General features: G+C 40.9%; 22 protein-coding genes. 11 read left to right on the top strand and 11 right to left on the bottom strand.

Translation table 11 applies throughout. The features are described from left to right. Window positions 1-4: 4 nt before the first annotated feature. Both feoB and J536_RS13395 read right to left on the bottom strand, forming a co-directional pair. Complete coding sequence (feoB, locus tag J536_RS13400) at window positions 5-1,858, bottom strand: ferrous iron transporter B (RefSeq protein WP_005065732.1); 1,854 nt, start codon at window positions 1,856-1,858, stop codon at window positions 5-7. Then, complete coding sequence (locus J536_RS13395; protein WP_002121198.1) at window positions 1,855-2,118, bottom strand: FeoA family protein; 264 nt, start codon at window positions 2,116-2,118, stop codon at window positions 1,855-1,857. Before J536_RS13395 ends, feoB begins: the two co-directional genes overlap by 4 nt. Window positions 2,119-2,261: 143 nt before the next feature. On the opposite strand from J536_RS13395, the gene xerD reads away from it, so the two are divergent. The 4 genes from xerD (at window position 2,262) to thrC (ending at window position 6,883) form a co-directional block, all read left to right on the top strand. Beyond that, window positions 2,262-3,182 carry a site-specific tyrosine recombinase XerD gene (gene xerD, locus J536_RS13390; protein ID WP_032063102.1) on the top strand — a complete coding sequence of 307 codons (921 nt, stop codon included), beginning with the start codon at window positions 2,262-2,264 and terminating at the stop codon, window positions 3,180-3,182. Between the two features lie 146 nt (window positions 3,183-3,328). Further along, on the top strand, window positions 3,329-4,144 hold the full coding sequence (locus J536_RS13385; protein WP_005065723.1) for a DsbC family protein: 816 nt from the start codon (window positions 3,329-3,331) through the stop codon (window positions 4,142-4,144). 243 nt (window positions 4,145-4,387) lie between these two features. After that, window positions 4,388-5,689 (top strand): homoserine dehydrogenase, encoded by a 1,302-nt coding sequence (locus J536_RS13380; protein ID WP_002121263.1) that lies wholly within the window; start codon window positions 4,388-4,390, stop codon window positions 5,687-5,689. A gap of 54 nt (window positions 5,690-5,743) precedes the next feature. Beyond that, window positions 5,744-6,883 (top strand): threonine synthase, encoded by a 1,140-nt coding sequence (gene thrC, locus J536_RS13375; protein WP_002048893.1) that lies wholly within the window; start codon window positions 5,744-5,746, stop codon window positions 6,881-6,883. Window positions 6,884-6,990: 107 nt separating this feature from the next. Here thrC and pbpG read toward each other — a convergent pair whose 3' ends face one another. After that, a complete protein-coding gene (gene pbpG, locus J536_RS13370) occupies window positions 6,991-8,037 on the bottom strand; it encodes a D-alanyl-D-alanine endopeptidase PBP7/8 (protein ID WP_005065720.1) in 1,047 nt (348 codons plus the stop codon). Window positions 8,038-8,249: 212 nt separating this feature from the next. Between pbpG and J536_RS13365 the strand changes: the two genes are divergently transcribed. The 3 genes from J536_RS13365 to J536_RS13355 are packed head-to-tail and all read left to right on the top strand — an operon-like array spanning window position 8,250 to window position 11,901. After that, complete coding sequence (locus J536_RS13365; protein ID WP_002121174.1) at window positions 8,250-8,885, top strand: response regulator; 636 nt, start codon at window positions 8,250-8,252, stop codon at window positions 8,883-8,885. A gap of 10 nt (window positions 8,886-8,895) precedes the next feature. Then, window positions 8,896-10,464 (top strand): sensor histidine kinase, encoded by a 1,569-nt coding sequence (locus J536_RS13360; RefSeq protein WP_005065716.1) that lies wholly within the window; start codon window positions 8,896-8,898, stop codon window positions 10,462-10,464. Between the two features lie 24 nt (window positions 10,465-10,488). Beyond that, window positions 10,489-11,901: a sigma-54-dependent transcriptional regulator gene (locus J536_RS13355; protein ID WP_005065713.1), complete on the top strand. Its 1,413-nt coding sequence runs from the start codon at window positions 10,489-10,491 to the stop codon at window positions 11,899-11,901. Between the two features lie 3 nt (window positions 11,902-11,904). On the opposite strand, the gene J536_RS13350 is transcribed toward J536_RS13355, so the two are convergent. The 4 genes from J536_RS13350 to lptF all read right to left on the bottom strand — a co-directional run bounded on the left by J536_RS13350 (window position 11,905) and on the right by lptF (window position 16,949). Next, the gene (locus J536_RS13350; protein ID WP_002121269.1) at window positions 11,905-13,089 is read right to left on the bottom strand and encodes a S41 family peptidase; all 1,185 of its coding nucleotides are present in this window, start codon (window positions 13,087-13,089) and stop codon (window positions 11,905-11,907) included. 15 nt (window positions 13,090-13,104) lie between these two features. After that, on the bottom strand, window positions 13,105-14,652 hold the full coding sequence (gene gpmI, locus J536_RS13345) for a 2,3-bisphosphoglycerate-independent phosphoglycerate mutase (protein WP_005065710.1): 1,548 nt from the start codon (window positions 14,650-14,652) through the stop codon (window positions 13,105-13,107). 126 nt (window positions 14,653-14,778) lie between these two features. Continuing rightward, on the bottom strand, window positions 14,779-15,849 hold the full coding sequence (lptG, locus tag J536_RS13340) for an LPS export ABC transporter permease LptG (RefSeq protein WP_002121203.1): 1,071 nt from the start codon (window positions 15,847-15,849) through the stop codon (window positions 14,779-14,781). Next, window positions 15,849-16,949 (bottom strand): LPS export ABC transporter permease LptF, encoded by a 1,101-nt coding sequence (gene lptF / locus J536_RS13335; protein WP_002121169.1) that lies wholly within the window; start codon window positions 16,947-16,949, stop codon window positions 15,849-15,851. The genes lptG and lptF overlap by 1 nt, the downstream gene beginning before the upstream one ends. Before the next feature lie 143 nt (window positions 16,950-17,092). Between lptF and J536_RS13330 the strand changes: the two genes are divergently transcribed. The 4 genes from J536_RS13330 to J536_RS13315 all read left to right on the top strand — a co-directional run bounded on the left by J536_RS13330 (window position 17,093) and on the right by J536_RS13315 (window position 19,969). Next, on the top strand, window positions 17,093-18,541 hold the full coding sequence (locus J536_RS13330; protein WP_005065706.1) for a leucyl aminopeptidase: 1,449 nt from the start codon (window positions 17,093-17,095) through the stop codon (window positions 18,539-18,541). Then, window positions 18,534-18,941, top strand: a complete 408-nt coding sequence (locus tag J536_RS13325; RefSeq protein WP_002121193.1) for a DNA polymerase III subunit chi — start codon at window positions 18,534-18,536, stop codon at window positions 18,939-18,941. The genes J536_RS13330 and J536_RS13325 overlap by 8 nt, the downstream gene beginning before the upstream one ends. 38 nt (window positions 18,942-18,979) lie before the next feature. Beyond that, the gene (locus J536_RS13320; RefSeq protein WP_002121184.1) at window positions 18,980-19,618 is read left to right on the top strand and encodes a hypothetical protein; all 639 of its coding nucleotides are present in this window, start codon (window positions 18,980-18,982) and stop codon (window positions 19,616-19,618) included. Between the two features lie 132 nt (window positions 19,619-19,750). Further along, window positions 19,751-19,969 carry a hypothetical protein gene (locus tag J536_RS13315; protein ID WP_005065703.1) on the top strand — a complete coding sequence of 73 codons (219 nt, stop codon included), beginning with the start codon at window positions 19,751-19,753 and terminating at the stop codon, window positions 19,967-19,969. A gap of 60 nt (window positions 19,970-20,029) precedes the next feature. On the opposite strand, the gene J536_RS13310 is transcribed toward J536_RS13315, so the two are convergent. The 4 genes from J536_RS13310 to nrdR are packed head-to-tail and all read right to left on the bottom strand — an operon-like array spanning window position 20,030 to window position 23,581. Further along, window positions 20,030-20,689 carry a riboflavin synthase gene (locus tag J536_RS13310; protein WP_002121149.1) on the bottom strand — a complete coding sequence of 220 codons (660 nt, stop codon included), beginning with the start codon at window positions 20,687-20,689 and terminating at the stop codon, window positions 20,030-20,032. 43 nt (window positions 20,690-20,732) lie between these two features. Further along, on the bottom strand, window positions 20,733-22,025 hold the full coding sequence (locus J536_RS13305) for a DNA adenine methylase (protein ID WP_002121221.1): 1,293 nt from the start codon (window positions 22,023-22,025) through the stop codon (window positions 20,733-20,735). Next, on the bottom strand, window positions 22,022-23,107 hold the full coding sequence (ribD, locus tag J536_RS13300; RefSeq protein ID WP_005065700.1) for a bifunctional diaminohydroxyphosphoribosylaminopyrimidine deaminase/5-amino-6-(5-phosphoribosylamino)uracil reductase RibD: 1,086 nt from the start codon (window positions 23,105-23,107) through the stop codon (window positions 22,022-22,024). Before ribD ends, J536_RS13305 begins: the two co-directional genes overlap by 4 nt. A gap of 15 nt (window positions 23,108-23,122) precedes the next feature. Next, the gene (gene nrdR / locus J536_RS13295) at window positions 23,123-23,581 is read right to left on the bottom strand and encodes a transcriptional regulator NrdR (RefSeq protein WP_000543541.1); all 459 of its coding nucleotides are present in this window, start codon (window positions 23,579-23,581) and stop codon (window positions 23,123-23,125) included. Window positions 23,582-23,642 lie beyond the last annotated feature (61 nt).

The following is a 23,642-nucleotide window of genomic DNA, read 5'->3' as shown; positions in this document are numbered from 1 at the left end:
TGCTTTAGCCCCAGTAGTGGGAAGCAATTTGATAGGTAACAAACGATGCAAAATAAGCTAAACCAAACAGATATGCAGTCATAACTGCAACATGTTTCCATGAACCTGTTTCGCGACGTACCGTTGCCAGTGTTGCCAAACAATGTGGAGCATAAATGAACCACACTAAAAGTGATAAACCTGTTGCCAAAGACCAACCTGTTCCATCTGCACTAATCAGATGTGACAAACCTTGTGCCACAGCATCATCATCTGTTGCAGACAAGGCATAAACTGTACCTAATGCCGCGACAACCACTTCACGAGCAGCCATAGCTGGGATTAAGGCGATACAGATTTGCCAGTTAAAACCAACTGGAGCAAATAAAGGTTGGATAAGATGTCCGAGCATACCTGCAAAACTATAATCTATGGCAGGTAATGTCGCCCCTTCTGGTGGCTGCGGGAAAGTACACAAGAACCAAAGCAAAATAGAGAGCGCAAAAATGATTCCGCCGACGCGTTTCAAGAAGATCTTTGCACGATCCAATAAACCGATTCCCACACTTTTTAAATCAGGAAAACGATAACTTGGTAGCTCTAGCAGTAAAGCATGTTGCGATTTATCTTTTTGCAAAAACTTCATTAAAAATGAAACGCAAAGCGCACTCACAATACCAGCCATATACAGACCAAAAAGCACTAAACCTTGCAGGTTAAAAATACCCCAGACCATTTTCTCTGGAATGAAGGCAGCAATCAGCAAGGCATAGACGGGTAAACGTGCCGAACAAGTCATTAAAGGCGCAACCATAATGGTCGTAAAACGATCACGAGGGTCACTAATACTACGCGTTGCCATAATTCCCGGTACTGCACAAGCAAAGCTTGAAAGTAAAGGAATGAAAGCTCGACCACTTAAGCCCGCTTGGAACATTAATTTATCAAGTAAGAATGCTGCACGCGGTAAATAGCCTGATTCTTCGAGTACTAAAATGAAGAAGAACAAGATCAAAATTTGTGGCAAGAACACAACTACGCCACCCGCACCTGCAATAATTCCGTCAACAACTAAACTATGCAGTAGAGGTTGGGTAATCACAGTTCCCACTACCTCACCAAGCCAGCCGAAGAAGCCTTCAATACCATCCATGAATGGAGCTGCCCATGCAAAAACTGCTTGGAACACAATAAACATCATGAGCGCAAGGCTAAGTAGGCCCAAAACCGGATGTAAGAAAATTCGATCTAGAAAATCAGTACGCTTATCTCCCTGATCAACATAATGAACTACATCTTTAAAAATCATATCGATTTTTTGATGATGAGTTCCAGTTAAACCACTTAGTTCAGTTTGTGGCACACTATATTTTTCTTGATCAAGGGCATGTAATAAATTTTCAATACCCGCATTACGGACGGCAACTGTTTCAACAACTGGTACGCCCAAACGCTGAGATAACTTTTGAGTATTAATTTGGATGCCACGACGACGCGCTTCATCCATCATATTCAGTACAAGTAAAATCGGACGACCCAACTCGATCATTTCGAGTACTAGTCCTAAATGCAATTTTAAGTTAGTGGCATCAACCACACATAAAAAGGCATCTTGCTGCCCTTCTTCTGCAATTTTACCCAAACACACGTCACGGGTAATTACTTCATCAGGACTGGTGGCATTAAGGCTATATGTACCCGGCAAATCAAGTACACGCACTGCTCGGCCTGAAGGCAACTGAAAATGACCAACCTTACGCTCGACCGTTACGCCTGCATAGTTTGCAACTTTTTGTCGAGTTCCGGTTAAATGGTTAAAAAGAGAGGTTTTACCACAGTTAGGATTTCCCACAAGGGCAATACGTAACGCATCACTCATGCGGGTACTCCTTCTTCTACTTGAATTTCAATTTTTTCCGCTTCTGCTTTACGTAAAGCGAAACGAGTAAAGCCAATTTGGATTAAGATCGGATCACCACCAAAAATACCTTTGGTAATCACTTCCACTCGTGTGCCCGGTACAAAGCCCAGACTTTCCAAACGAATTGCGACCAAATCTTGCTGCTCGGACTCTAGTTCTATCCGATTCACTTTGGTGATGGTCGCCGCTTGCTTCACTTTTAAAGCTGATAAACGCACCGCATCCGATCCTAAACCTTTTTTAATAGTATACATATAAATGAGAATAATTACCAAATAAGGTTAAATTTCACTTCTTATCTAGTTTAATCGACAAACCTTAAAGTTTCTTTTACAGTACAGAAGTTTAGAGGATCTAGTGTATGTTGAATAAAAAACCGCGTATTCCAAGCCCTGTTCAAATTCCTGAACATTTGAGCTTTTTACAAGGTTTTCGTGACTATCTCGTTGCTCAGACGGTAAGTCCACATACACGTAATGCTTATTTATCCGACCTTATTCAATGCAGTGAACTTCATAAAAAATTAGCTCTTCCGGAGTGGACAAGTGATGATATCGCTGATGTTTTGATTGAGTTGACTAAAGCTGGAAAAAGCCCACGCTCGATTGCTCGTTGCTTATCTGCCCTACGCCAGTTTTACAAATTTTTACGTGAACAGAAATTACGAAGCGATAATCCTGTAGCAACCCATCATTCTCCCAAAATTGGCAGAGCCTTACCCAAAGATCTATCAGAAGAAGATGTCGAAGCACTGATTCAGGCTCCAGACATTAATACAGAACTGGGTTTACGCGATCGGGCAATGTTTGAAGTTCTTTACGCATGTGGTTTACGTGTTTCAGAACTGCTGAACTTGCGCCTAGAACTTATTAACTTAAAACAAGGCTATTTAAGAATTACTGGTAAAGGTAATAAAGAGCGTTTGGTCCCGCTAGGGCAATTTGCTTGTGAATGGGTAGAACGCTACTTGCAGGATGCTCGGCCTCAACTCTATAAAAGCTCTACTGACTATCTCTTTTTAACTCAACACGGCGGAATTATGAGCCGTCAGAACTTCTGGTATGCCATTAAGCGTTACGCCTTACAAGCCAATATTCAAGCTGAACTCTCACCTCACACCTTACGTCACGCCTTTGCAACACACCTGCTCAATCACGGCGCCGATTTACGCGTAGTACAAATGTTATTGGGTCATAGTGACTTATCAACTACTCAAATTTACACACATGTAGCACAAGTGAGAATGCAACAATTGCATGAAAAACATCATCCTAGAGGTTAAAAAATTTAAAACTTATTATTTGAAATACACCCAACAATCAATTGATTTCGTTCACAAAGGTTAAGAAAGTTTTAACAATACACACTAGATTTTTTGTTATGCTTAGCAGCTTCTGACTATAAATACTGATGAAATAAGGGTTATCTATGTCTTTTACCCGATCTCAACTGTTTCTTGCCTGTGCTTTGGCTTCTAGCCTGTTATTCAGTGCTTGTTCTAAAGAAAACAAACCACAAAAAGAAGATGCGCTCACTGCGACCGCACCTGCTACTGGGGAAGCTTCAACCATCATTGAACGCAATGCGAAACAGCGTTTAATTGAAACTTTGCAAAAACAATTTAAGAGTGCAAACATCAACGCCAAAATTTTAGATATCAAGCCTACTGAAGTGCCTAACTTATATTGGGTAAATCTCGAAGGAATGACGTCGATTTATACAACCAGTGATGGTAAATACCTGATTCAAGGTGATGTCATCCGTTTAGGCGGTAAAGAACTGCATAATATCGGCGATAATCTTCAAGCTTCAGAAAACAAGAAGCATCTGGCTGCTTTAAAAAATGAAGATTTGATCGTTTACCCAGCTAAAGGTGGTAAGGCTAAACATGTGATTTATGTGTTTACCGATGCAAGCTGTCCTTATTGCCACAAATTACATGAGCATTTACCTGAAATTAATGAAAAAGGTATTGAGGTACGCTATATCGCTTGGCCACGCGGTGAACAATTTATGCCAACTATGGAAGCTGTATGGTGTAGTGCAGATCGTAAAGCTGCCTTTAACCAAGCAGTACAAGGTATCAATATCCCACCTGCTCAATGTAAAAACCCTGTCCGTGAACAATATCAACTTGGCTTAAACATGGGTGTAAATGGAACACCGGCTATTTACAATGTTGATGGTGAGTACTTAGGTGGATACCTAACACCGGATGAATTAATTAAACGTCTGGATAAATAACATCCTTTAGGCTGATGAATGATTAATCATCTATCTCTTTTAAAAAGCGCTGCTCTGATCGCAGCGCTTTGTTTTTTCAACAATTAATATTTAAACAACCTCTGTTTAAAGACTGATCTACTCTTCTTTTCCAAACATCGCACTCTAATTCATTGAACAAGCACTAAAAGCGCTAGAGTCTGGCGTTTTTTTTAGCTATGATCTAGCTTCAACTAAATGATTAAATGATGAATGGAGTGTGACGTGAAACCAGTTCGCCTGGCAATACTCGGTCTAGGAACCGTAGGTGGAGGAGCCCTTAAACTACTACAAGAAAATGCCGCTGAAATTAAACGTCGCACCGGTCGAGAAATTCAAATTACCCACGTTGGAACACGCCGCCCTCGTCCAGATCTTGAATTGGAAGGGATTAAACAAAGCGCCGATTTACTTGACATCGTTCGTCAACCAGACGTTGATGTAGTTGTAGAAGTTATGGGTGGGATCCACCCTGCTTACGAAGTTATCATGGAAGCGATCAAACACGGCAAACAAGTCGTGACTGCAAATAAAGCGCTACTCGCTGAACATGGCAATGAATTATTTAAAGCAGCAGAAGACAATGCTGTGCAAATTGCTTATGAAGCAGCAGTTGCTGGCGGTATTCCAATTATTAAAGTGATCCGTGAAGGTCTTGCTGCAAACCATATCGAATGGTTGGCAGGTATTATTAATGGTACAGGTAACTTTATTCTGACTGAAATGCGTGAGAAAGGTCGTGCATTTGATGATGTATTAAAAGAAGCTCAAGAACTCGGTTATGCAGAAGCAGATCCAACGTTTGACGTTGAAGGTATTGATGCTGCGCATAAACTTACCATTTTAGCGTCTTGTGCGTTTGGTATTCCTCTTCAATTTGATAAGGTTTATACCGAAGGTATCAGCAAAATCACTGCGCAAGATGTGAAATATGCCGAAGATCTTGGTTTCCGCATTAAACATCTTGGTATTGCACGTCGTGCTGAAAAAGGTATTGAATTACGTGTTCACCCAACACTTATTCCAGATGAACAGCTGATTGCGAATGTAAACGGCGTTAAAAATGCTGTTTTAGTTCAAGCTAATGCCGTAGGTCCAACACTCTATTACGGCGCGGGTGCAGGCGCAGGTCCTACAGCTTCTGCGGTTGTTGCCGACGTTATTGATATTGTTCGTGACATCTCTTATACCGAAGACGGCGCAGGAACAATTCCTCAGTTGGCTTTTGAAGCATTAACCAATGTGCCAATTTTAAGCCGTGAAGAAATGACCACAGGTTACTACATCCGCTTAAATGCAGAAGATCAAACTGGCGTACTTGCAGATGTGACTACCATCTTAAGTCGCGCTGGAATTAGTATTGATGCGATCATGCAACAATCTCGTTTAAAAGACCTTATTCCAATCGTGATTCTGACTGATCCAATCGTTGAATCAAAAATGGATGATGCTCTTGCACAAATCCAAGCATTACCTGCAATTCGTGGCGAAATCGTAAGAATTCGTTTAGAATCGCTCGATAGTTAATCAGGTTGAGGGAAAGATTCCCTCTCCCGCTTCACCTCTAATTGGAACACCATCATGTCTAATGCCAATCGTTATACTGGTCTTGTAGATCGTTATCGTGACCGTTTGCCAGTTTCGGCAACTACTCGTGCTATCTCTTTGGGTGAAGGCAACACCCCACTCATTAAACTTGAGAATATTCCACGTATTATTGGCAAAGATGTTGAAATTTATGTGAAATATGAGGGTTTAAACCCAACTGGTTCATTTAAAGACCGTGGTATGACCATGGCTGTAACCAAAGCGGTTGAAGAAGGCTCTAAAGCGATTATCTGTGCATCTACTGGTAACACTTCTGCTGCTGCTGCTGCCTATGCTGCACGTGCAGGTATCAAAGCATTTGTTTTGATTCCAGAAGGCAAAATTGCGATGGGTAAAATGGCACAAGCGATGATGTATGGTGCGATCACTATGCAAATTCGTGGTAACTTCGATGATGGTATGCGTCTTGTAAAAGAAGTCGCTGATCAAGCGCCTGTAACGATTGTAAACTCAATCAACCCTTACCGTTTGCAAGGTCAAAAGACTATTGCTTATGAAATCGTTGAAGCTTTAGGCCGTGCACCTGATTACCACTGCTTACCTGTAGGTAACGCAGGTAACATCACCGCTCACTGGATGGGTTATACCGAAGCTGTAGCAAACCAACCTGCTGATCAGTTTGAACAAGTGATTTATGATGCTGCTACTGATCAATTCACTGGTCCAAAACCAGAAGGTTTACCGACTATGGTGGGTTACCAAGCTTCTGGCGCAGCTCCATTCTTACGTGGCGCTCCAGTTGAAAGCCCTGAAACTGTTGCAACTGCAATCCGTATTGGTAATCCACAAAGCTGGAACCATGCAAAAGCTGTAGTACGTGACTCTAAAGGCTGGTTTGATGAACTTCAAGACAGCGAAATTTTAGAAGCTCAACGCTTACTTTCTATGTATGAAGGCGTATTTGTTGAGCCAGCGTCTGCTGCTTCTATCGGCGGTGCGATCCGTGATATTAAAGCGGGTAAAATTGCTGAAGGTTCTGTAATTGTATGTACAGTAACTGGTAATGGCTTGAAAGATCCTGACACTGCAATCAAACAATGTGCTGATGCAGTGATGTTGTCAATTGATGCAACAATGGACCAAGTAAAAGATTCGATTTTATCTAATATGTAAGATCTGATTTTTCAAAAAAACGGCTGTATTAAACAGCCGTTTTTTTATGTCTTTTTTATAGCCATAAAAAAACGCTTCTTGATAGAAGCGTTTTTAGAATATTGAACTTAAATACGTTTTGGTAAATTACTTAACCAACCCAATAAGTTAGTTGCATCATTATTACGTGCCTGTGTACTTGGTTCACCAAGTAATACAATGACTGCTGGACGTGAATTTACAGTCGTGTGCATTACAACACAGCGACCTGCTTCATTAATATATCCAGTTTTAGACAAGTTAATATTCCAACCACCATTACGCACTAGAGCATTGGTATTATTAGATTTCAACACGCGATAACCCAAGTTAAAATCATAAGTCGGTGTGGTTGAGAATTGACGAATCAAGCCATATTGAGAAGCTGTACTTACCAAAATTCCTAAGTCACGTGCTGAAGACACATTACGCGGATCTAAACCAGTTGACTCATAATAGTGAGTCGAACTCATACCCAAGGCACGAGCTTTAGCATTCATTGCAGCTACGAATGCAGGACGCCCACCCGGATAAGTACGTGCTAAAGCTGCTGCTGCTGGGTTTTCTGACTTCATTAGAGCGAACAGAAGAACTTCTGCACGGTTCATCTTGTCACCAACACGTAAGGTTGAACTTGAGTTTTTACCACCTGCACCAGCAAAATCAATTTGCTCAAGTGTAATTTCTTCTGACATGTTTAAACGGGCATCTGCCGTTACAACCGCTGTCATCACCTTTGTAATAGATGCAATTGGCACAGAAGCGTTAGTATTTTTACTGTAGAGCACTTCACCAGTTTGCGCGTCCATCACAAGTGCAGCTCGAGCACTTACACTCGGCTGGGCATTGTAACCAGACGTATCACGGATTGGAGCAATCTTCGGTGCAGATGCTACAATTTTAGGTGCGCTACCACCACGCAAAGTTGTGGTTACCGATGTTGAACCTTGCGGAGTAGGTTCGTCATCTTCATCATTTAAAAATTGGCTAGCATCAGCTGAAGACCAATTTAAGCTTGCAGTACCACTATTCCCTGAGGACGGGTTATTGACGAGTTCTGCAAAGCTTGTTGAACTCAAACTAAGCAAAATAGACATGCTTAGCACATGCATTAAAGACTTTTTAGAATTTTTCACGGCACAATACTCGACTCAGGGTGATACACATTTGCGCTTACTATAATTATGCCTTACATTTGAGGTATAAGGTATAACGCTTTTACCGACACAATTGTGCACAACTATTCGCTCACTATATAAGAATAGGATTGCTAATTTTGTCATTCCATTGCAAGCTAATTTTGCTTTATGTAACAAAAAACTTGTTTTTTGAAAGAAAGGAGGTCTTCTTGATTACAGTTTTAGTTGTGGATGACCATGAACTTGTACGTACAGGTATCTGCCGTATGTTAGAAGATCATGCCGATGTAGAGGTCATTGGACAAGCCGAATCGGGTGAAGAAGCAATTGCTATTGTTCGTCAGAAACATCCTCAAGTTGTGCTACTTGATGTCAATATGCCTGGCATCGGCGGCGTAGAAACAACACGTCGTTTACTGCAAACCGCACCAGATACAAAAGTGATTGCAGTCAGTGGCTTAGCAGAAGAACCTTACCCTTCTCTTTTGCTTAAAGCAGGAGCTAAAGGTTACATCACCAAAGGTGCTCCAATTACCGAAATGGTTCGGGCTATCAATAAAGTGATGCAAGGCGGCAAATACTTTAGTGCCGATATTGCGGAGCAATTAGCAAGTTCTTATTTATCCGATACACAGCAATCACCTTTTGATTCTCTCTCTGAACGAGAAATGCAAGTTGCAATGATGGTTGTAAATTGTATTAGCGCTCAAGAAATTGCAGACAAACTTTTTGTAAGTGTTAAAACAGTGAATACTTACCGCTACCGTATTTTTGAAAAGCTAGCCATTGATAGTGATGTTAAACTGACTCATCTCGCGATTCGTTACGGTCTGATCAAGCCTTAATCAGACTTACATGCAATTTCCCGTAAACTCATCCTTGTCCCATACGATATTTCGTTTGGGCACGTGGTATGGTTTATATCGCCTTATTATTGCGGTTAGCCTGAATATTATTTTGGTTTTAACCGATGCTCAAATCGACAATAGTCTACAACAACCCACTTTATATTCTTATACACTACTCGGCTATTCGCTCTTAAGCCTTCTTCAACTTTTATGCTTCAAGTTTATTGCCACTCAGGCAACAAGGCAGCTCATTTTATTTTTTGTAGTTGATATTATCTGTCTGAGTTTACTTACATTTTCAGTAGGCGAACCCAATCTTCAACTCAGCTTGCTCTATGTTATTGCCATATTTACTTCGGCCATTTTACTTAGCGCAAGAATGTCGTTGCTCATTACATTACTTGCAGTCATTGCGGTTATTTACCAACGCTTCGTTGGCAGTTTATTTGACTACAATAATTTAAATACGATTGGTAATAGCGCCTTATTGGCATTCTTGTTTTTTGTAGTACATGGAATCGGACAAATTGCGGTCCAGCGCTTTAAATTACTTGAAGCGCTAACTTTCCATCAATCAATAGAACTCTATCAACTACAAAATATTAACCGCTATATCTTGGAACAAATTGAAGAGGGCTATTTAGTTCTAGATGAAAACTACGACATTGTTTTAAGTAACCCAGCCGCCTGCTCTCTTTTAGGAATTCCACCTCAATTTGCCAGTGAAAAATATCCCTTAGCAAAATGGCATGCTGACTTATTTGAAATTCTTAAGTTTGATAACTTAAAAGAAGGTGATCGATTTATTTTTGAGTCTCGACTGTCGGCTTACTCTATTAATATTAAAGTGCAACATCTTTTGGTGCCGCAGCAAGCATTAACACTACTCATCTTACAAGATGCGCAGCAGATTAATCAGCAAGCTCAACAACTCAAACTTGCTGCTTTAGGACAACTCTCAGCAAGTATTGCACATGAGATCCGTAATCCTCTTGCAGCCATTGTTCAAGCAAATGAATTACTCAAAGATAGTGACGCGGAACAGCAAAATACTTTACGCAATATGATTGGCAAGCAAACGAAACGCATTGATAGTATTGTTCAAGATACGTTAGGACTTGCCCGCAGTGAAAGAACGTATCCCATCCAGATTGAATTAAATGACTTCTTAAAAACGTTATTAGATGAAGATTTATCTGATGTTAAACATGCGATCCAGCTTAAAAGTTCTGATTTATCCTTAAAGCTATTGTTTGATGAAAAGCAACTCAGACAAGTGCTCATTAACCTTGTTAGGAATGCTCTACGCCACAATGCACCCCACTCTCCCGATGTTCTGATCAATATCCATTCACAAACAAATAAAATTTATATTGATGTGATCGATTACGGTGAAGGGGTTTCAAAACGTGATATATCTCAATTATTTAAACCATTTTTTAGTACCGAAATTAATGGAACTGGTTTAGGATTATATTTGTCTCATAGTTTTTGTGAGGCAAACCATGCAAAGCTCACTTATGTAGAGCAAAAACAAGGGGCATGCTTCAGAATAGAATGCCCAATAATATATTGATTTTTTTATTAGGTTTTTGGGGAAATGGCAGAACAGCAACCACTCGTTTTGCTTGTAGACGATGAAGAAGATTTGTGCCTGTTAATGCAAATGACTCTTGCACGAATGGGGATTAAGACACATCTTGCTTATCGGGTTGAACAGGCCAAACAGCTCTTTACTCAGTTTCATTACGATGCGTGCTTGACCGATTTAAATCTACCTGATGGTAGTGGTTTAGAATTGGTTCAACATGTTTCTCAAACTTACCCACACACACCCATTGCAGTCTTAACTGCATACGGCAATATGGATATTGCAATTGCAGCACTAAAAGCGGGAGCTTTTGATTTTGTCAGCAAACCGATTAACCAAATTCATTTAGATCAATTGTTAAAAAAGGCGCTTAACCAGCCAAAACCAGAGCATGAGTTCGGTGAAACAACATTAGAAAATGACTTATTAATTGGGCGTTCACCACCTATACAAAACTTACGGACAGCTATTAAAAAAATAGCCCGCTCCCAAGCTCCTGTATTTGTTACAGGCGAGTCTGGTACGGGTAAAGAAGTTGTTGCGAATCTGATTCACCGATTAAGCAACCGCAGTGAAGGACCATTTATTGCAATTAACTGTGGAGCAATCCCAACTGAGCTCATGGAAAGTGAACTTTTCGGGCATAAAAAAGGGAGCTTTACTGGCGCGACTCAAGACAAACAAGGTCTGATTTTATCGGCACACGGCGGCAGTTTATTTTTAGATGAAATTGCCGAATTGCCTTTAAGTATGCAAGTTAAATTGCTTCGGGCAGTACAAGAGAAAAAGATTCGCCCTGTAGGTTCAGATCAGGAAATTGATGTTGATTTTCGAGTAATCAGTGCGAGTCACCAAGACTTAGATTTATTAGTTCAACAAGGTAAATTCCGTCAGGACTTATTTTTCCGTATTCATGTTATGGATATTATGCTGCCGCCACTGCGTGACCGTGGTGGAGATATTTTGCTATTGGCCAATCATTTTATTCAAAAGGTTTGTACGGAATGGGGAATTTCAAGCAAGCAATTAACGGCGAGCGCTGAGACTTACTTATTGCAGCAAGACTTCCCGGGTAATGTTCGTGAATTAAGAAATATGATTGAACGGGCTATTACTTTAAGTGATGATGAGTCCATTGATTTAACACACTTAGCGCCTCCTCTTAGAGGCAGTAGCGTGAGCCCGCAAATCGTAACGAAACAACTAAATCAAACACCGGCTGTTCAGACTCACCCAAAATTTCCAATGGAAGGTTTAGAACGCTACTTAGAAAATATCGAAAAAGATATTTTACTGAATGCTCTGAACATGACGCATTGGAATCGAACTTTAGCGGCTAAAAAGTTAGGAATGACTTTCCGTTCTTTGCGCTATCGACTCAAAAAGTTTGGCTTAGATACTGAAATGGGAGAGGAAGTATAAAAATTACTTCCTCTTTAGGAATAAATCTGCAACGCGCTCTAAATATACGTCTTCTTTCATTTCTGCAGGTAATGGATAGGTCTGGTTAGGTTGAATACCCTGACCTTCAATCATATTGCCATTTGGCGTGTAGTAGTGTGAGACCGTCATTTGTAGAGCCGCCCCACTTGGCAAAGGAAATAGCTTTTGCACTACACCTTTTCCATAACTTTTTTCACCCATCACCCAAGCACGCTGGTGTTCTTTCATGGCCGCAGTAAAAACTTCTGCCGCCGATGCAGAGCGATGATTAATCAATATACCCAGTTTTATATTCTGAAATTCATTACCGGGCAAAGCCTGGAACTGCTGGTTACCTTCCGAACGGCTTTTGGTCGAAACAATAATTCCGTTATTTAAAAATAAATCTGCTGACTCAACTGCTGCCGATAACAACCCACCCGGATTGTTTCGCAAATCGATTAAAACAGCCTTTAAACGTGGAGAACTGTTTTCTTCAATTAATCTTTTAATTTCATTAGCAGTGTCTTGTTGGAATACTCTAATTTTGAGTACGAGCACCTGATTATGTAACATTACAGGTTCTATATCGGTTTCTATTTTTTTATTACGGACTAAGTTAATGTTTCCGTTTAGCTCTTCTGCTTGTACTTGAAGTGTACTTCCTATAGAACCGTAAAGTAGTCCAAGCACCTGATCTTGGTTTAAATTTTTTAAATCTTGGTTATCAATTTTGAGAATCGTCTGACCATTTCTCAAACCTAATTTATAGGAATCAGAACCGGTTTTAAGATCACGAATCATCCATTTATGAGCATGTGATTCAGGGCTTAATGCAAAATCAACTGATGCAAGATCACCCTCTGTGTATTGAATCAGTTGGCGATATTCTTCTGCCGATAAATAACGCGAATAACGATCTAACCCACTCACTAACCCTTTTATGGCTTGTTGAAACAAGGCATCGTCAGATTTCACATCAACGTAGTTATCTCGAACAATTCCATAGATTTGCACAAACTGTTGAATCGACTCGATCGGCACCTCTGCATAGCTATGTTCCGGTTCTTCCGAATCCGAATGCAAAGGTGACATTTTTTCTTTTACAACTGGCGCTGCAAAGGTAAATTGGCTGCAACACAGCAACATACTTACAATAAGTTTTTTATATTTAATGTGTTGCAGCATCCAATCACCTTTAACTTATGCAGATAGTGTAATCAGATTACGTCCTTGCATTTCGGCGGGAACAGGAATCTTCATTAAATTGAGAATTGTCGGTGCTACGTCTGCAAGCACACCACCTTCTGCAATTGTTGCTTGTGTTGGACCAACATAGATAAACGGTACAAGCTCGGTTGTATGTTGAGTATGCACTTGCCCACTTTCGTAGTCTTGCATTTGCTCAACGTTACCATGGTCAGCAGTAATGAGCATATGGCCTTTTTTCGCCATAACTGCCTCATAGACACGACCTAAACAAGTATCAACCGCTTCAACTGCTTTAACCGCAGCATCAAACACACCTGTATGACCGACCATATCACCATTTGCATAGTTCACAACTAATAAGTCGTATTCACCCGAATTAATCGCTTTAACCAACTCATCAGTGACTTCATAAGCACTCATTTCTGGCTTAAGGTCATATGTCGCAACGTTTGGAGATGGAATTAAAATACGTTTTTCACCTGGATATTCATCTTCACGGCCACCACTAAAGAAGAATGTTACATGCGCATACTTTTCAGTTTCAGCAATACGTAACTGGGTTTTACCTAAAGAAGACAGATACTCACCCAATGAATTTTTGAGGGCTTCTGGCATATATGCAACGGGCGCATCAATGCTCGCCTGATAACGCGTTAACATCACAAACTTAGAAAGATTCGGTACAACTTTACGTTCAAAACCAGCAAAGTCTTTCTCTACAAATGCGCGAGTAATTTCACGAGCTCGGTCAGCACGGAAATTCATAAATACAACGCTATCACCATCTTGAACTTTAGCAATATCACCAATACGAGTCGCTTTTACAAACTCATCATTTTCATTGGCTGCATAAGCTAATTCCAACCCTTCAACCGCTGTTTGCGCAGTACGAAGTGCTTCACCTTCGGTCAACAAGCGATAAGCTTGCTCAACGCGATCCCAACGGTTGTCACGGTCCATTGCAAAGTAGCGACCAATCATGGTTGCGATACGGCCTTGGCCCGGATATTGAGCAAATAATGCATCTAATTTTTCTAAAGACGGCTGAGCACTACGTGGAGGTGTATCACGACCATCAAGAAACGCGTGTAAGTAAACTTTTGCACCGCGTTTTAATGCAAGCTCACACATCGCCACAATATGATCTTCATGTGAATGGACGCCACCTTCTGAAAGTAGCCCCATAATATGAACAGCACCGCCAGCAGCTTTGGCTTTTTCAACCGCATCGATCAACACTTCATGTTTGAAAAAGTCACCAGTACGGATATCTTTAGTAATACGGGTAAAGTCTTGATATAACACACGGCCAGCGCCAAGATTCATATGGCCGACTTCAGAGTTCCCCATTTGTCCATCAGGCAATCCAACATCTTCACCTGAACCAGAAATTAGACTATTCGGATGCTTGGCTTTCATTGCCGCCAAATTTGGTGTTTTTGCTGCAAGAAAAGCATTATCTTCAATCGCTTCACGGTGTCCAACACCATCCATAATGACCAGAACGTGAGGGATCTTGCCAGCAGTTGCATCCGTCATAATCAATTTCTCTTTTGTCTACAATTTCGTCACAATATCTTACCGAATTTTCGGCCAAGACTCTATTTATTCCTATGGCTTTCACCAATATCCGCGATTGATGAAAACTATAAATATCACTTATTTCTAACGAGCGCGGTAAAGCAAATAACTTCCGGCACCAAACATTAGCAAGATAGGTACAAGTACGAACCATGCTGGAGATGGGGAATAAACCAAGCTCGCATAGCCCAAGAAATCTTGCAAATAATAGAAACTCAAACCAATGAACAATGCGATCACCAAACGGAAACCCATTGATTGTTGGCGTAACGGTCCAAAAATAAAAGAACACGCCACTAGAACTAATGCAATGAGTGAAAATGGCGAAGCAACTTTTTGCCAGAAAGCCAATTGGTACGTCTTTGGTACCTGACTATATTCATCCATATAACGCATAAAGCTAATCAGTTGGCTTGGCGATAAATCTTCAGGATCTAAAGTCACCATATGCACATATTTAGGCTGTAATGCTAAAGCAAGCGATTGTTCTTCATGGTCAGTTTTGATGGCATTGCCTGCCGCCAAAATGTCCATTTGTTCAGCTTTTTTCAAAGCCCATTGACCATTTTTAATAAACTGTCCTTGCTGAGCATTAATTAATGATTGCAAGTAATAATTCTGGTCAAAGTCGACCACTTGAATGTCTCTTAAATTGCCTTGAGAATTAGCATAGTCGATATAGATAAATCGCTGCCCTTCACGTGACCAATAACCTTTAACTTCACCTAAAGCAGCTACTGAACGATGGCTTTTAACACTTTGTGCTTTTTCATTCGTGTAAGGGATAACCCATTCACTTAAAGCAAACGACAAAATAATAAGCAGTAAAGCTGAGCGCATAACCCAACCGACAATACGCCATAAGCTAACACCCACTGAACGCATAACAATGAGTTCACTACTCGTTGCCAATGAGCCCAGTCCAATCACAGCACCAATCAAGGCAGAGATAGGTAAAATTTCATAGAGATAGCGAGGAGCTCCCCACAAGACATAGACGAGAGCTTGCCATGCGTTATAGTCTGGTTTGAGCTCACCCAACTCGCCAAGATATGTAAATAAGACCTGAAGAATGGACAAAACAACTGTGGTGCCAAACATCGCAAGCGCAGTGGTTTTCGTCACATATTTGGCGACTATTCGACGTGCTAACATTATAATTTCACTCGCTTGATCTGTTTCTTGATTTTTGGTCCTAACTTCTGCTTACGTGAGAATAAGGCGGCAGCAACGCCATACACAACTAACACGGCAGGATAAGCCCAAATATCGAGTTCTTCTTTACTAATACGAGTCTTGATTGCAATCATTAATACGATCAGACTGGAAAAAATAAAAATCGCCGGAATAAGACGGTAATAACGGCCTTGTCGTGGGCTCACCTCAGACAATGCCACTGATAGCATTAATGCAATAACAATGGTGAATGGCCCAAATAAACGCCATCCCAACTCACTTCTGATGACTGGATCATTTGTTTTTGAAAAGAGTTTTGTTGTTGATAGTGCTTCTACATCGCCACTCTCAAACTTAACATCTTTGTCATTTTCTAAACGTAGACGATAAGACTGAAACTCTGCTTGTGTATATTTTGGTTGTCCCGGAAATATTTCATAGCGACGACCTTGTACCAGATCAACGACATTGGCGGTGTCATTTGCAACTTCTACACGAGTCGCTTCTTTTGCCAAAATCATAACATCTGGCTTATCTTCTTTAGCAGCGCGCTGATAAAAGAAAATGTCCTTCAAATTCTTTCGGTCTTCTGACAATGAACCTGCATAGATCGTATATGGCCCAGAGGAAATAAACTCTCTTGGTCGAACCAAATCGAAACCTGTCCGGACAGCTTGTGTAGTTGTCAGTTTTTCAAACTCACGTAGTCCCCACGGCGTCATCCAGAGCATAAGCACAGACTGAAAAACCATATAAACAAGCGTCATTGGAATGAGTAATCGTGCTAATTGATGACGGCTTACACCACTACCATTTAATACAGCCATTTCATGGTCAACATATAAACGACCAAACACCAACATTAAACCAATGAAAAAACCCAATGGTAAAATGAGTGTTAGAAATTCAGGTAAACGATATCCAATGATGCTAAATAAGATACTGGCATCTAAACGCCCCTGCGCCGCCACACCAAAGTATTTGATCAGACGACCACCCATCATGATTAAGGTCAGTAAAGAAATGACCACCAATGAGGTAGAGACAACTTGCTTGACGAGATAACGCCGAATAATCAAAGTAATACTTCCAAAAGGCTAATCGGGACGTGTGCTAGTTTACCCGAATGTTAAAAATATAAAACCGCACATTGCAACGCTATGCTTGAAAGTGTTTCAATGTTTTAATCCAACATAACTTTCTATAGGCAATCACGGCAGCCATGAAATTTACAACTTATACAACTTTTCCCGAACAGACATCTAATGAATCTTTGTGGGTTTTAGTTGATTCAGAACAGCTACAAAGCAACATCAACACATATCAAATCAATAACCTAGAAAGCGTTCTTACTGCCACCCAATTCAAAGGCAACTTCAATGAAACTCTGCCTTTATTCGGTCAGGTTTCAAATCAACCTCATAGCCAATTACTTGGCTTAGGAAAAACAGCCGAACTTCAGGCAGTTAAGCTCGCTAAACTTGCCCAAACCATTATCAAATCGACACAAAATAAATTTAAGCATATCGCGATTGATATTGCTGCGTTACCTGTCGAATACCATTATTTATTCGCTTTAAGCTTAACTCAAGCAGCTTATGGTTATGATGAGTTTAAATCGAAAAAAAATGAATTTGTGTTACAACAGGTTGATTTAATTAGTTCAACGACGAGCCTTGATGAAAAACAACTGGCTTTAGTGCATGCCGTACAGTCTGGTCAGTCGTATGCACGTGACCTTGGAAATCGTCCGGGTAACATTTGCTTCCCTGAATATTTGGCAGAACAAGCATTAGCTTTAGCCGCAGAATTCCCTGATTTACTCAAAGTGACTGTCTTAAATGAACAGCAAATGGCTGATTTAGGCATGTATGCTTTCCTTGCAGTCAGCAAAGGATCGGAGCGCCCGGGTCGTATCGTAACACTTGAATACCAAGCTGGAATCGATGAAGCACCTGTTGTACTTGTCGGTAAAGGCGTTACTTTTGATACAGGCGGTATTTCTTTAAAACCAGGCCTAGGCATGGATGAAATGAAGTTCGATATGTGCGGTGCAGCCTCTGTACTAGGTACCATTCGTGCGCTATGTGAAGCGAAACTCCCTATTCATGTCGTTGGAGCAATTGCAGCTGCAGAAAACATGCCTTCAGGTAAAGCAACTCGCCCAGGTGATATTGTGACAACCATGAGCGGTCAAACTGTTGAAATTTTAAATACCGATGCAGAAGGTCGTTTGGTACTGTGCGACACATTGACCTATATCAAACGCTTCAATCCAGCAGTCGTGGTTGATATCGCAACATTAACAGGTGCATGTGTAGTCGCTTTAGGTAAAGTACTGAGTGGTTTGTTCTCACCAGATGATGCTTTAGCAGCTGAACTTCAACAAGCGGGTGAGCAATCATTTGACCGTGTATGGCGTATGCCAGTGATTGAGGATTATCAAGAATTACTTGATTCACCATTTGCTGATATTGCAAACATCGGCGGTCCATACGGCGGTGCGATTACGGCAGCATGTTTCCTTGAGCGCTTTACACGTGAGTACCGTTGGGCTCATTTAGATGTAGCAGGAACAGCGTGGTTATCTGGTCCAGCTAAAGGTGCAACAGGTCGTCCAGTACCATTACTCATGCAATTTTTAGCGAATCGTGTAAATACGAATGGCTAAAGTTAGTTTTTATCTGTTTGAAACCAGTGAAGAACGGCAAGTCGATAGTGCTTGCCGTTTATGCCGAAAGATTTTACAGAAGCATCCTAAAATCTGGTGGTATTGCCCAGATGTGCAGCTACAACAAACTCTTGATGAAAGATTATGGGATTTCGACCCTGCAAGTTTCATTGCGCATGGCATTGACCAAGCTGAAGCTGCTGTATGTATTTCGGCTAAACAACCGCTTGAACAAGGCTTGTTAGTATTTAATTTTAACAATCATGCACTTGAACAAGTTGATCATTTTAGCCACATTATAGAAATTGTTGAAAATAATGAAACAGCCAAGCAAATTGGCCGAGAAAAATTTAAAATGTATCGCCGTTTGGGTATAGAACCGCGGACCTTTAAATTATAACGCGCTAAAATGTAAATACTGTTGAACAAAGGAGAAGCATGGTGGCATTAAATGTCGGGCAAGATTTTAAAAAAAGATGGTTAAATGCGCCTGAAGCTGTCCGTCATGCCTATCAACAGGATCTGGCACGTATTTGTGACTTATTAGAACCACAAACCCCTATTCAGCTTTGGGTTTTAAATGACGAAAAAGCGCAGTTAGAATCACAGCAAAAAATTGAACAAGCTTACGCGGACCTTAAGGCAGAGCTTATTGAGCAAGCACGTATCCGTCGTCAACTCGCTTTAGAAAAAGCACTTGCTGATAAACGTGCATCAGAAGCTGCTTATGCTGCGGAGTTGCAAGCAGACGAAATTCGCAAGTTTAATGAACAGACTGAAACATTACAGACATTACGTAGTCATTTAGAACAAGAAGTTGCAGAACAAACTGCACGTTATCAGAAAAACCCTGAAACCCCAGCCGTCAATTACTCTGCTGGCGTAAAACTTAGTATCACCGATGATCAAATCTTATCTGAGCTTGAAAGTTTACGCATTCGTTTAGAACTTGAAGCTGAAAACTTAATTGAAGAGTCTGTAACGGCTTTCCGAGCCAAACTACATTCGGCAGCTCAAGAAGAAATTGAATACATTTTAAAGAACTCTAAGTTTTCTGATGAAAAAATAGAGAAGTAAAGTTTTTAAAACTTCTTCTGTCATAAAACTGACACCTATATGTCACAAAATAGACATAAATATTATTCTTGTAGATCAATTGATTATGAGAATAGAAAGTAGTGATTTTAAGATAATTAATGAGGGTAAGAAATGGACATTCCGCATCAGATTTCAAAGCAACTTGAGCAGCTTAATCAGGGTGAGCAATGGACATTTTCAGCACAAGAACTTTATATGAGTCATAACGACTTTAATTCGCTTTCAATCTTGTTGACACGAGCGTCGGAAAAAGGTGAGTTTTCAATTACACGTACTCCGCATACTAAACCATGGGTCGGCACACATTCGGTTACTCTCACCAAGCATTAATTTTTAAAAATAAAAAAACCGGAACATATGTCCGGTTTTTTTATTTTGACGATTTGGCTTTTATTTTAAAAAACCATTTTCAGCTAAAAAAGCCATACTAATATTTGACTCAGTTTTTTGCTCAGCTGCTTTATCACCTAGCAATAAACGCTCGATATAACGCGCCAACACGTCGACTTCAAGGTTGACCTTACTGCCTACTTGCCACGTTCCAATATTGGTACGTTCTGCAGTATGCGGAATCAAATTCAAGCTTAAAATATTTCCACGCAAGTGGTTAATCGTTAAGCTAATTCCATCAACGGTTACAGAGCCTTTTTCCGCCAAATATTTAGCAAGTTCTGTCGGTGCTGTAACTTCATAATAGATTGATCGAGCATCTTCACGCACTACGGTAATTTCACCTACGCCATCAACATGACCACTTACAATGTGCCCACCAAAGCGCGTTGTCGGTAACATTGCCTTTTCAACATTGACACGTTGCCCAACTTTCCAGTTACCCAATGTTGTTCGATTTAAACTTTCACGAGAAACATCTGCCGCGTACCAGTTATCGCCCCATTCAATCACTGTAAGACAAATACCATTGGTTGCAATCGAATCACCCAAATGTACATCAGACATATCCAGATCTGTCTGAATACGTAGACGTACATCACCACCTACACTTTGCAGGCTTTCAACTTTACCTAAACTTTCAATGATGCCTGTAAACATGGCTCAATCTCCAAATCTTTTTACACTGCTTAAATTGCAGCGCTTACCAAAGTGCGAGCTGTGTACTATTGCCTGAGGTATCTACACCACCTAGCTCGGCGAAGTGGTAAAGCTGGCCTAATAACTGACGTAATGGTGGTCCTGACTTAGCATGAGTATCAGTAATCACAATAAACTCAAGCACCCGTGCACGTTCAGACTGTCGTTGTTTACTCACTCGATAACGCGGAACATCTTGTGTTAACAAGGTCACTTTGCCTCGTTCCAGATTGGCCATAAGTAAATCTTTCGGCTCGATATTACCATCAGTTGAATAGCTGGTCAGAATATAGCGTGCATTGATCGTTGAAAGTAATTTCTCATACGCATCTTTTGCATGTTTAGAAGAGTTATATGGACTTGGGCGTTCTTTACGCCATGCTCTATCAATACCACTCTTATAACCTTTGGTATCCGGTGAAGGTAAATCCACCTGATCCCATAAAGTTAATGCATTTAAAACATGGTAATTACTACTATATGCGTGCTGGTTATATGGTGGATCGAGATAGGCAACATCAACCTCAAAACCACTCATTTGATTTGCTAGATGTTGTGAATCTACACACCACATTTCAGCAGCCGGACGTTTGCGATCACCAATCTCACAAAAACGGCTCGGTGTTAACCAAAGTAATGATTCAATTCGTTCTAACGCAGTTTGAGTACGTCCGCCCCACCCTTGGTGGAAGCTTTTAAATACACCACTCGTGTTACTGACAAAACTAGCTGAATAGAGCAATGGCGCAAGCAAAGCACTCATCTCTACATCATTAATTGCACCTTGTGCCTGCCATGTTGCAATCTGCTGACGAATTGCATCGATACGCATACCGTTACGGCGTTTAAAGAATAAACGGTCACGGGTTGGATCGTATACATCATCGTTACGTGGGCAAAGGTTATGCGTTACCCAACCTTTAACTTCAGGTAAGCGATTTAAATAATCGATTGCCTTTTGATAGCCACCTAATTCTTTAAAAGCAGGTGCATCTACACAGGCTAAAATCGCATGATTTAAAGCATGACTATAAGGTTCCCAGTCGTTTGCAATGACTCGGTAACCATTTTGACGTGCTAAACGAGATACAACGCCACTGCCGGCAAAGAAATCGGCAAAAATCGGTGGATTCTTTTTCTTGCTATTCAGTGTCCCTGTAATTTCAAGGGCTTCTAAAATTAGATGGAGCAATCGGCGCTTGTTACCCAAGTACGGCACAAGCTGATGGAAAAGATATTCGTCTGTCGTACGGGCTGCATGACGACGTTTGTGATAAACCGAAGGCTCTGAATTCATACTTTCTCTTGCGTAGGGATTAACCTTAAGCGTATATCTTGATCAATTTGTGTCACATCAAGAAGTGTAAAACGAAGTTGCTCTGCCATATATTCAAATTCTGCATTGAACATGGCCCTTGCACTTTTCCCCAATAAGGTCGGGGCAATATAACTGATCAATTCGTCCACCAAACCTTCTTGCAAAAAGGCAGTAGACAATGTTGCGCCAGCTTCAACCAACACATCATAAATTTGATGTTGCTTAGATAGGGTCTGTAACAGCATTTTTAAAGGCTGAATTTCTAATTGTATCACGCCTAAATCAGCAAGTTCTTGACGATACGGCCCCATTACCATCACAGTTTCAGGATTTTCTAAGATCTTAGCGTTAAGTGGTAAACGTCCTTGGCGATCTAAAACAACACGTTTTGGCTGAGCAACTGTCTCGATATCAAAATTATTGAGTGAACGCACGTTAAGCTGACAATCATCTGCAATCACAGTTTCAATACCTGTAATCACTGCTCCAGAAATGGCACGCCAATGTTGTACATCTTGGCGTGCAGCCGAACCGGTAATCCACTTCGACTCACCTGATGCCATTGCAGTACGTCCATCTAAACTTGAGGCTACCTTTAAACGTACATAAGGCATGCCTGTAGACATTGCCTTTAAAAAACCTTGATTAAGTTTTGATGCTAAATCTTCACAAATGCCAACTTCTACTTCAATTCCGGCATTTTCCAAAATCTGAACACCCTTACCCGCCACCAATGGATTTGGATCAGGACAAGCAACCACTACTTTTTTAACTTGGGCTTTTACCAATGCTTCGGCACAAGGAGGGGTTCTGCCATAATGTGCACATGGTTCAAGCGTAACGTAAGCTGTTGCACCTTGTGCATGTTCACCCGCTTCGCGTAAGGCAAAAACCTCTGCGTGTGGCTGACCCGCTTTAGGATGAAAACCTTGGCCAATTAACTGATCATCTTTGACAATCACACAACCAACATTTGGATTAGGCTTGGTCGAATATAGTCCTCGTTTGGCAAGTTCAATGGCTTGCTGCATCCAATACTGATCTTGTTTCAACTCAGACATAAAAATCTCAAATGATTAGTGTTCACGTTGCTGCATTTGCTCTATTTGACGGCGAAACGCTTCAACATCCTGAAAATCTTGATAGACAGAAGCAAATCGGACGTAAGCAACATGGTCAAGGGCAAATAAAGATTGCATGACGATTTCGCCAATTGTTCTAGATTTCACATCACGCTCACCTAAACGGCGAATCTGCAACTGAATATCACTTAAAACTGTTTCTATCTGCTCTTGTGTGACCGGACGTTTTTGCAAAGCATGCATTAACGAACGGCGTAATTTGGCCTCATCGAAAGGTTCATTTTTTCCATTCGATTTGATCACACGAGGCATTACCACTTCATAGCTTTCAAAAGTGGTAAAACGTTCACCGCAACTTACACACTCACGACGTCGACGAATCTGACAGCCTTCGGCGGCTAAACGTGAATCGATGACTTTACTATCTGCGGCGTTGCAAAATGGACAATGCATAGCGGATTTATAGGGTCGATTACTTTGACCTAGTGTAGCAAAATTTCTACACTTACAGAAC

It is taken from the genome of Acinetobacter sp. 809848 (genome assembly GCF_000581275.1).
Classification (GTDB): Bacteria; Pseudomonadota; Gammaproteobacteria; order Pseudomonadales; family Moraxellaceae; genus Acinetobacter; species Acinetobacter pittii.
Note: the sequence above shows the minus strand (reverse complement) of the source record. Positions and strands in the feature narration are given on the sequence as shown.

What these genes read in the sequence shown, in the direction of transcription:
- feoB (WP_005065732.1), bottom strand. Translation starts at nt 1,858, where the DNA reads ATGAGTGATGCGTTACGTATTGCCCTTGTGGGAAATCCTAACTGTGGT.
- xerD (WP_032063102.1), top strand. Translation starts at nt 2,262, where the DNA reads ATGTTGAATAAAAAACCGCGTATTCCAAGCCCTGTTCAAATTCCTGAA.
- J536_RS13385 (WP_005065723.1), top strand. Translation starts at nt 3,329, where the DNA reads ATGTCTTTTACCCGATCTCAACTGTTTCTTGCCTGTGCTTTGGCTTCT.
- thrC (WP_002048893.1), top strand. Translation starts at nt 5,744, where the DNA reads ATGTCTAATGCCAATCGTTATACTGGTCTTGTAGATCGTTATCGTGAC.
- J536_RS13360 (WP_005065716.1), top strand. Translation starts at nt 8,896, where the DNA reads ATGCAATTTCCCGTAAACTCATCCTTGTCCCATACGATATTTCGTTTG.
- J536_RS13355 (WP_005065713.1), top strand. Translation starts at nt 10,489, where the DNA reads ATGGCAGAACAGCAACCACTCGTTTTGCTTGTAGACGATGAAGAAGAT.
- J536_RS13350 (WP_002121269.1), bottom strand. Translation starts at nt 13,089, where the DNA reads ATGCTGCAACACATTAAATATAAAAAACTTATTGTAAGTATGTTGCTG.
- gpmI (WP_005065710.1), bottom strand. Translation starts at nt 14,652, where the DNA reads ATGACGGATGCAACTGCTGGCAAGATCCCTCACGTTCTGGTCATTATG.
- lptG (WP_002121203.1), bottom strand. Translation starts at nt 15,849, where the DNA reads ATGTTAGCACGTCGAATAGTCGCCAAATATGTGACGAAAACCACTGCG.
- J536_RS13330 (WP_005065706.1), top strand. Translation starts at nt 17,093, where the DNA reads ATGAAATTTACAACTTATACAACTTTTCCCGAACAGACATCTAATGAA.
- J536_RS13325 (WP_002121193.1), top strand. Translation starts at nt 18,534, where the DNA reads ATGGCTAAAGTTAGTTTTTATCTGTTTGAAACCAGTGAAGAACGGCAA.
- J536_RS13320 (WP_002121184.1), top strand. Translation starts at nt 18,980, where the DNA reads ATGGTGGCATTAAATGTCGGGCAAGATTTTAAAAAAAGATGGTTAAAT.
- J536_RS13315 (WP_005065703.1), top strand. Translation starts at nt 19,751, where the DNA reads ATGGACATTCCGCATCAGATTTCAAAGCAACTTGAGCAGCTTAATCAG.
- J536_RS13310 (WP_002121149.1), bottom strand. Translation starts at nt 20,689, where the DNA reads ATGTTTACAGGCATCATTGAAAGTTTAGGTAAAGTTGAAAGCCTGCAA.
- J536_RS13305 (WP_002121221.1), bottom strand. Translation starts at nt 22,025, where the DNA reads ATGAATTCAGAGCCTTCGGTTTATCACAAACGTCGTCATGCAGCCCGT.
- ribD (WP_005065700.1), bottom strand. Translation starts at nt 23,107, where the DNA reads ATGTCTGAGTTGAAACAAGATCAGTATTGGATGCAGCAAGCCATTGAA.
- nrdR (WP_000543541.1), bottom strand. Translation starts at nt 23,581, where the DNA reads ATGCATTGTCCATTTTGCAACGCCGCAGATAGTAAAGTCATCGATTCA.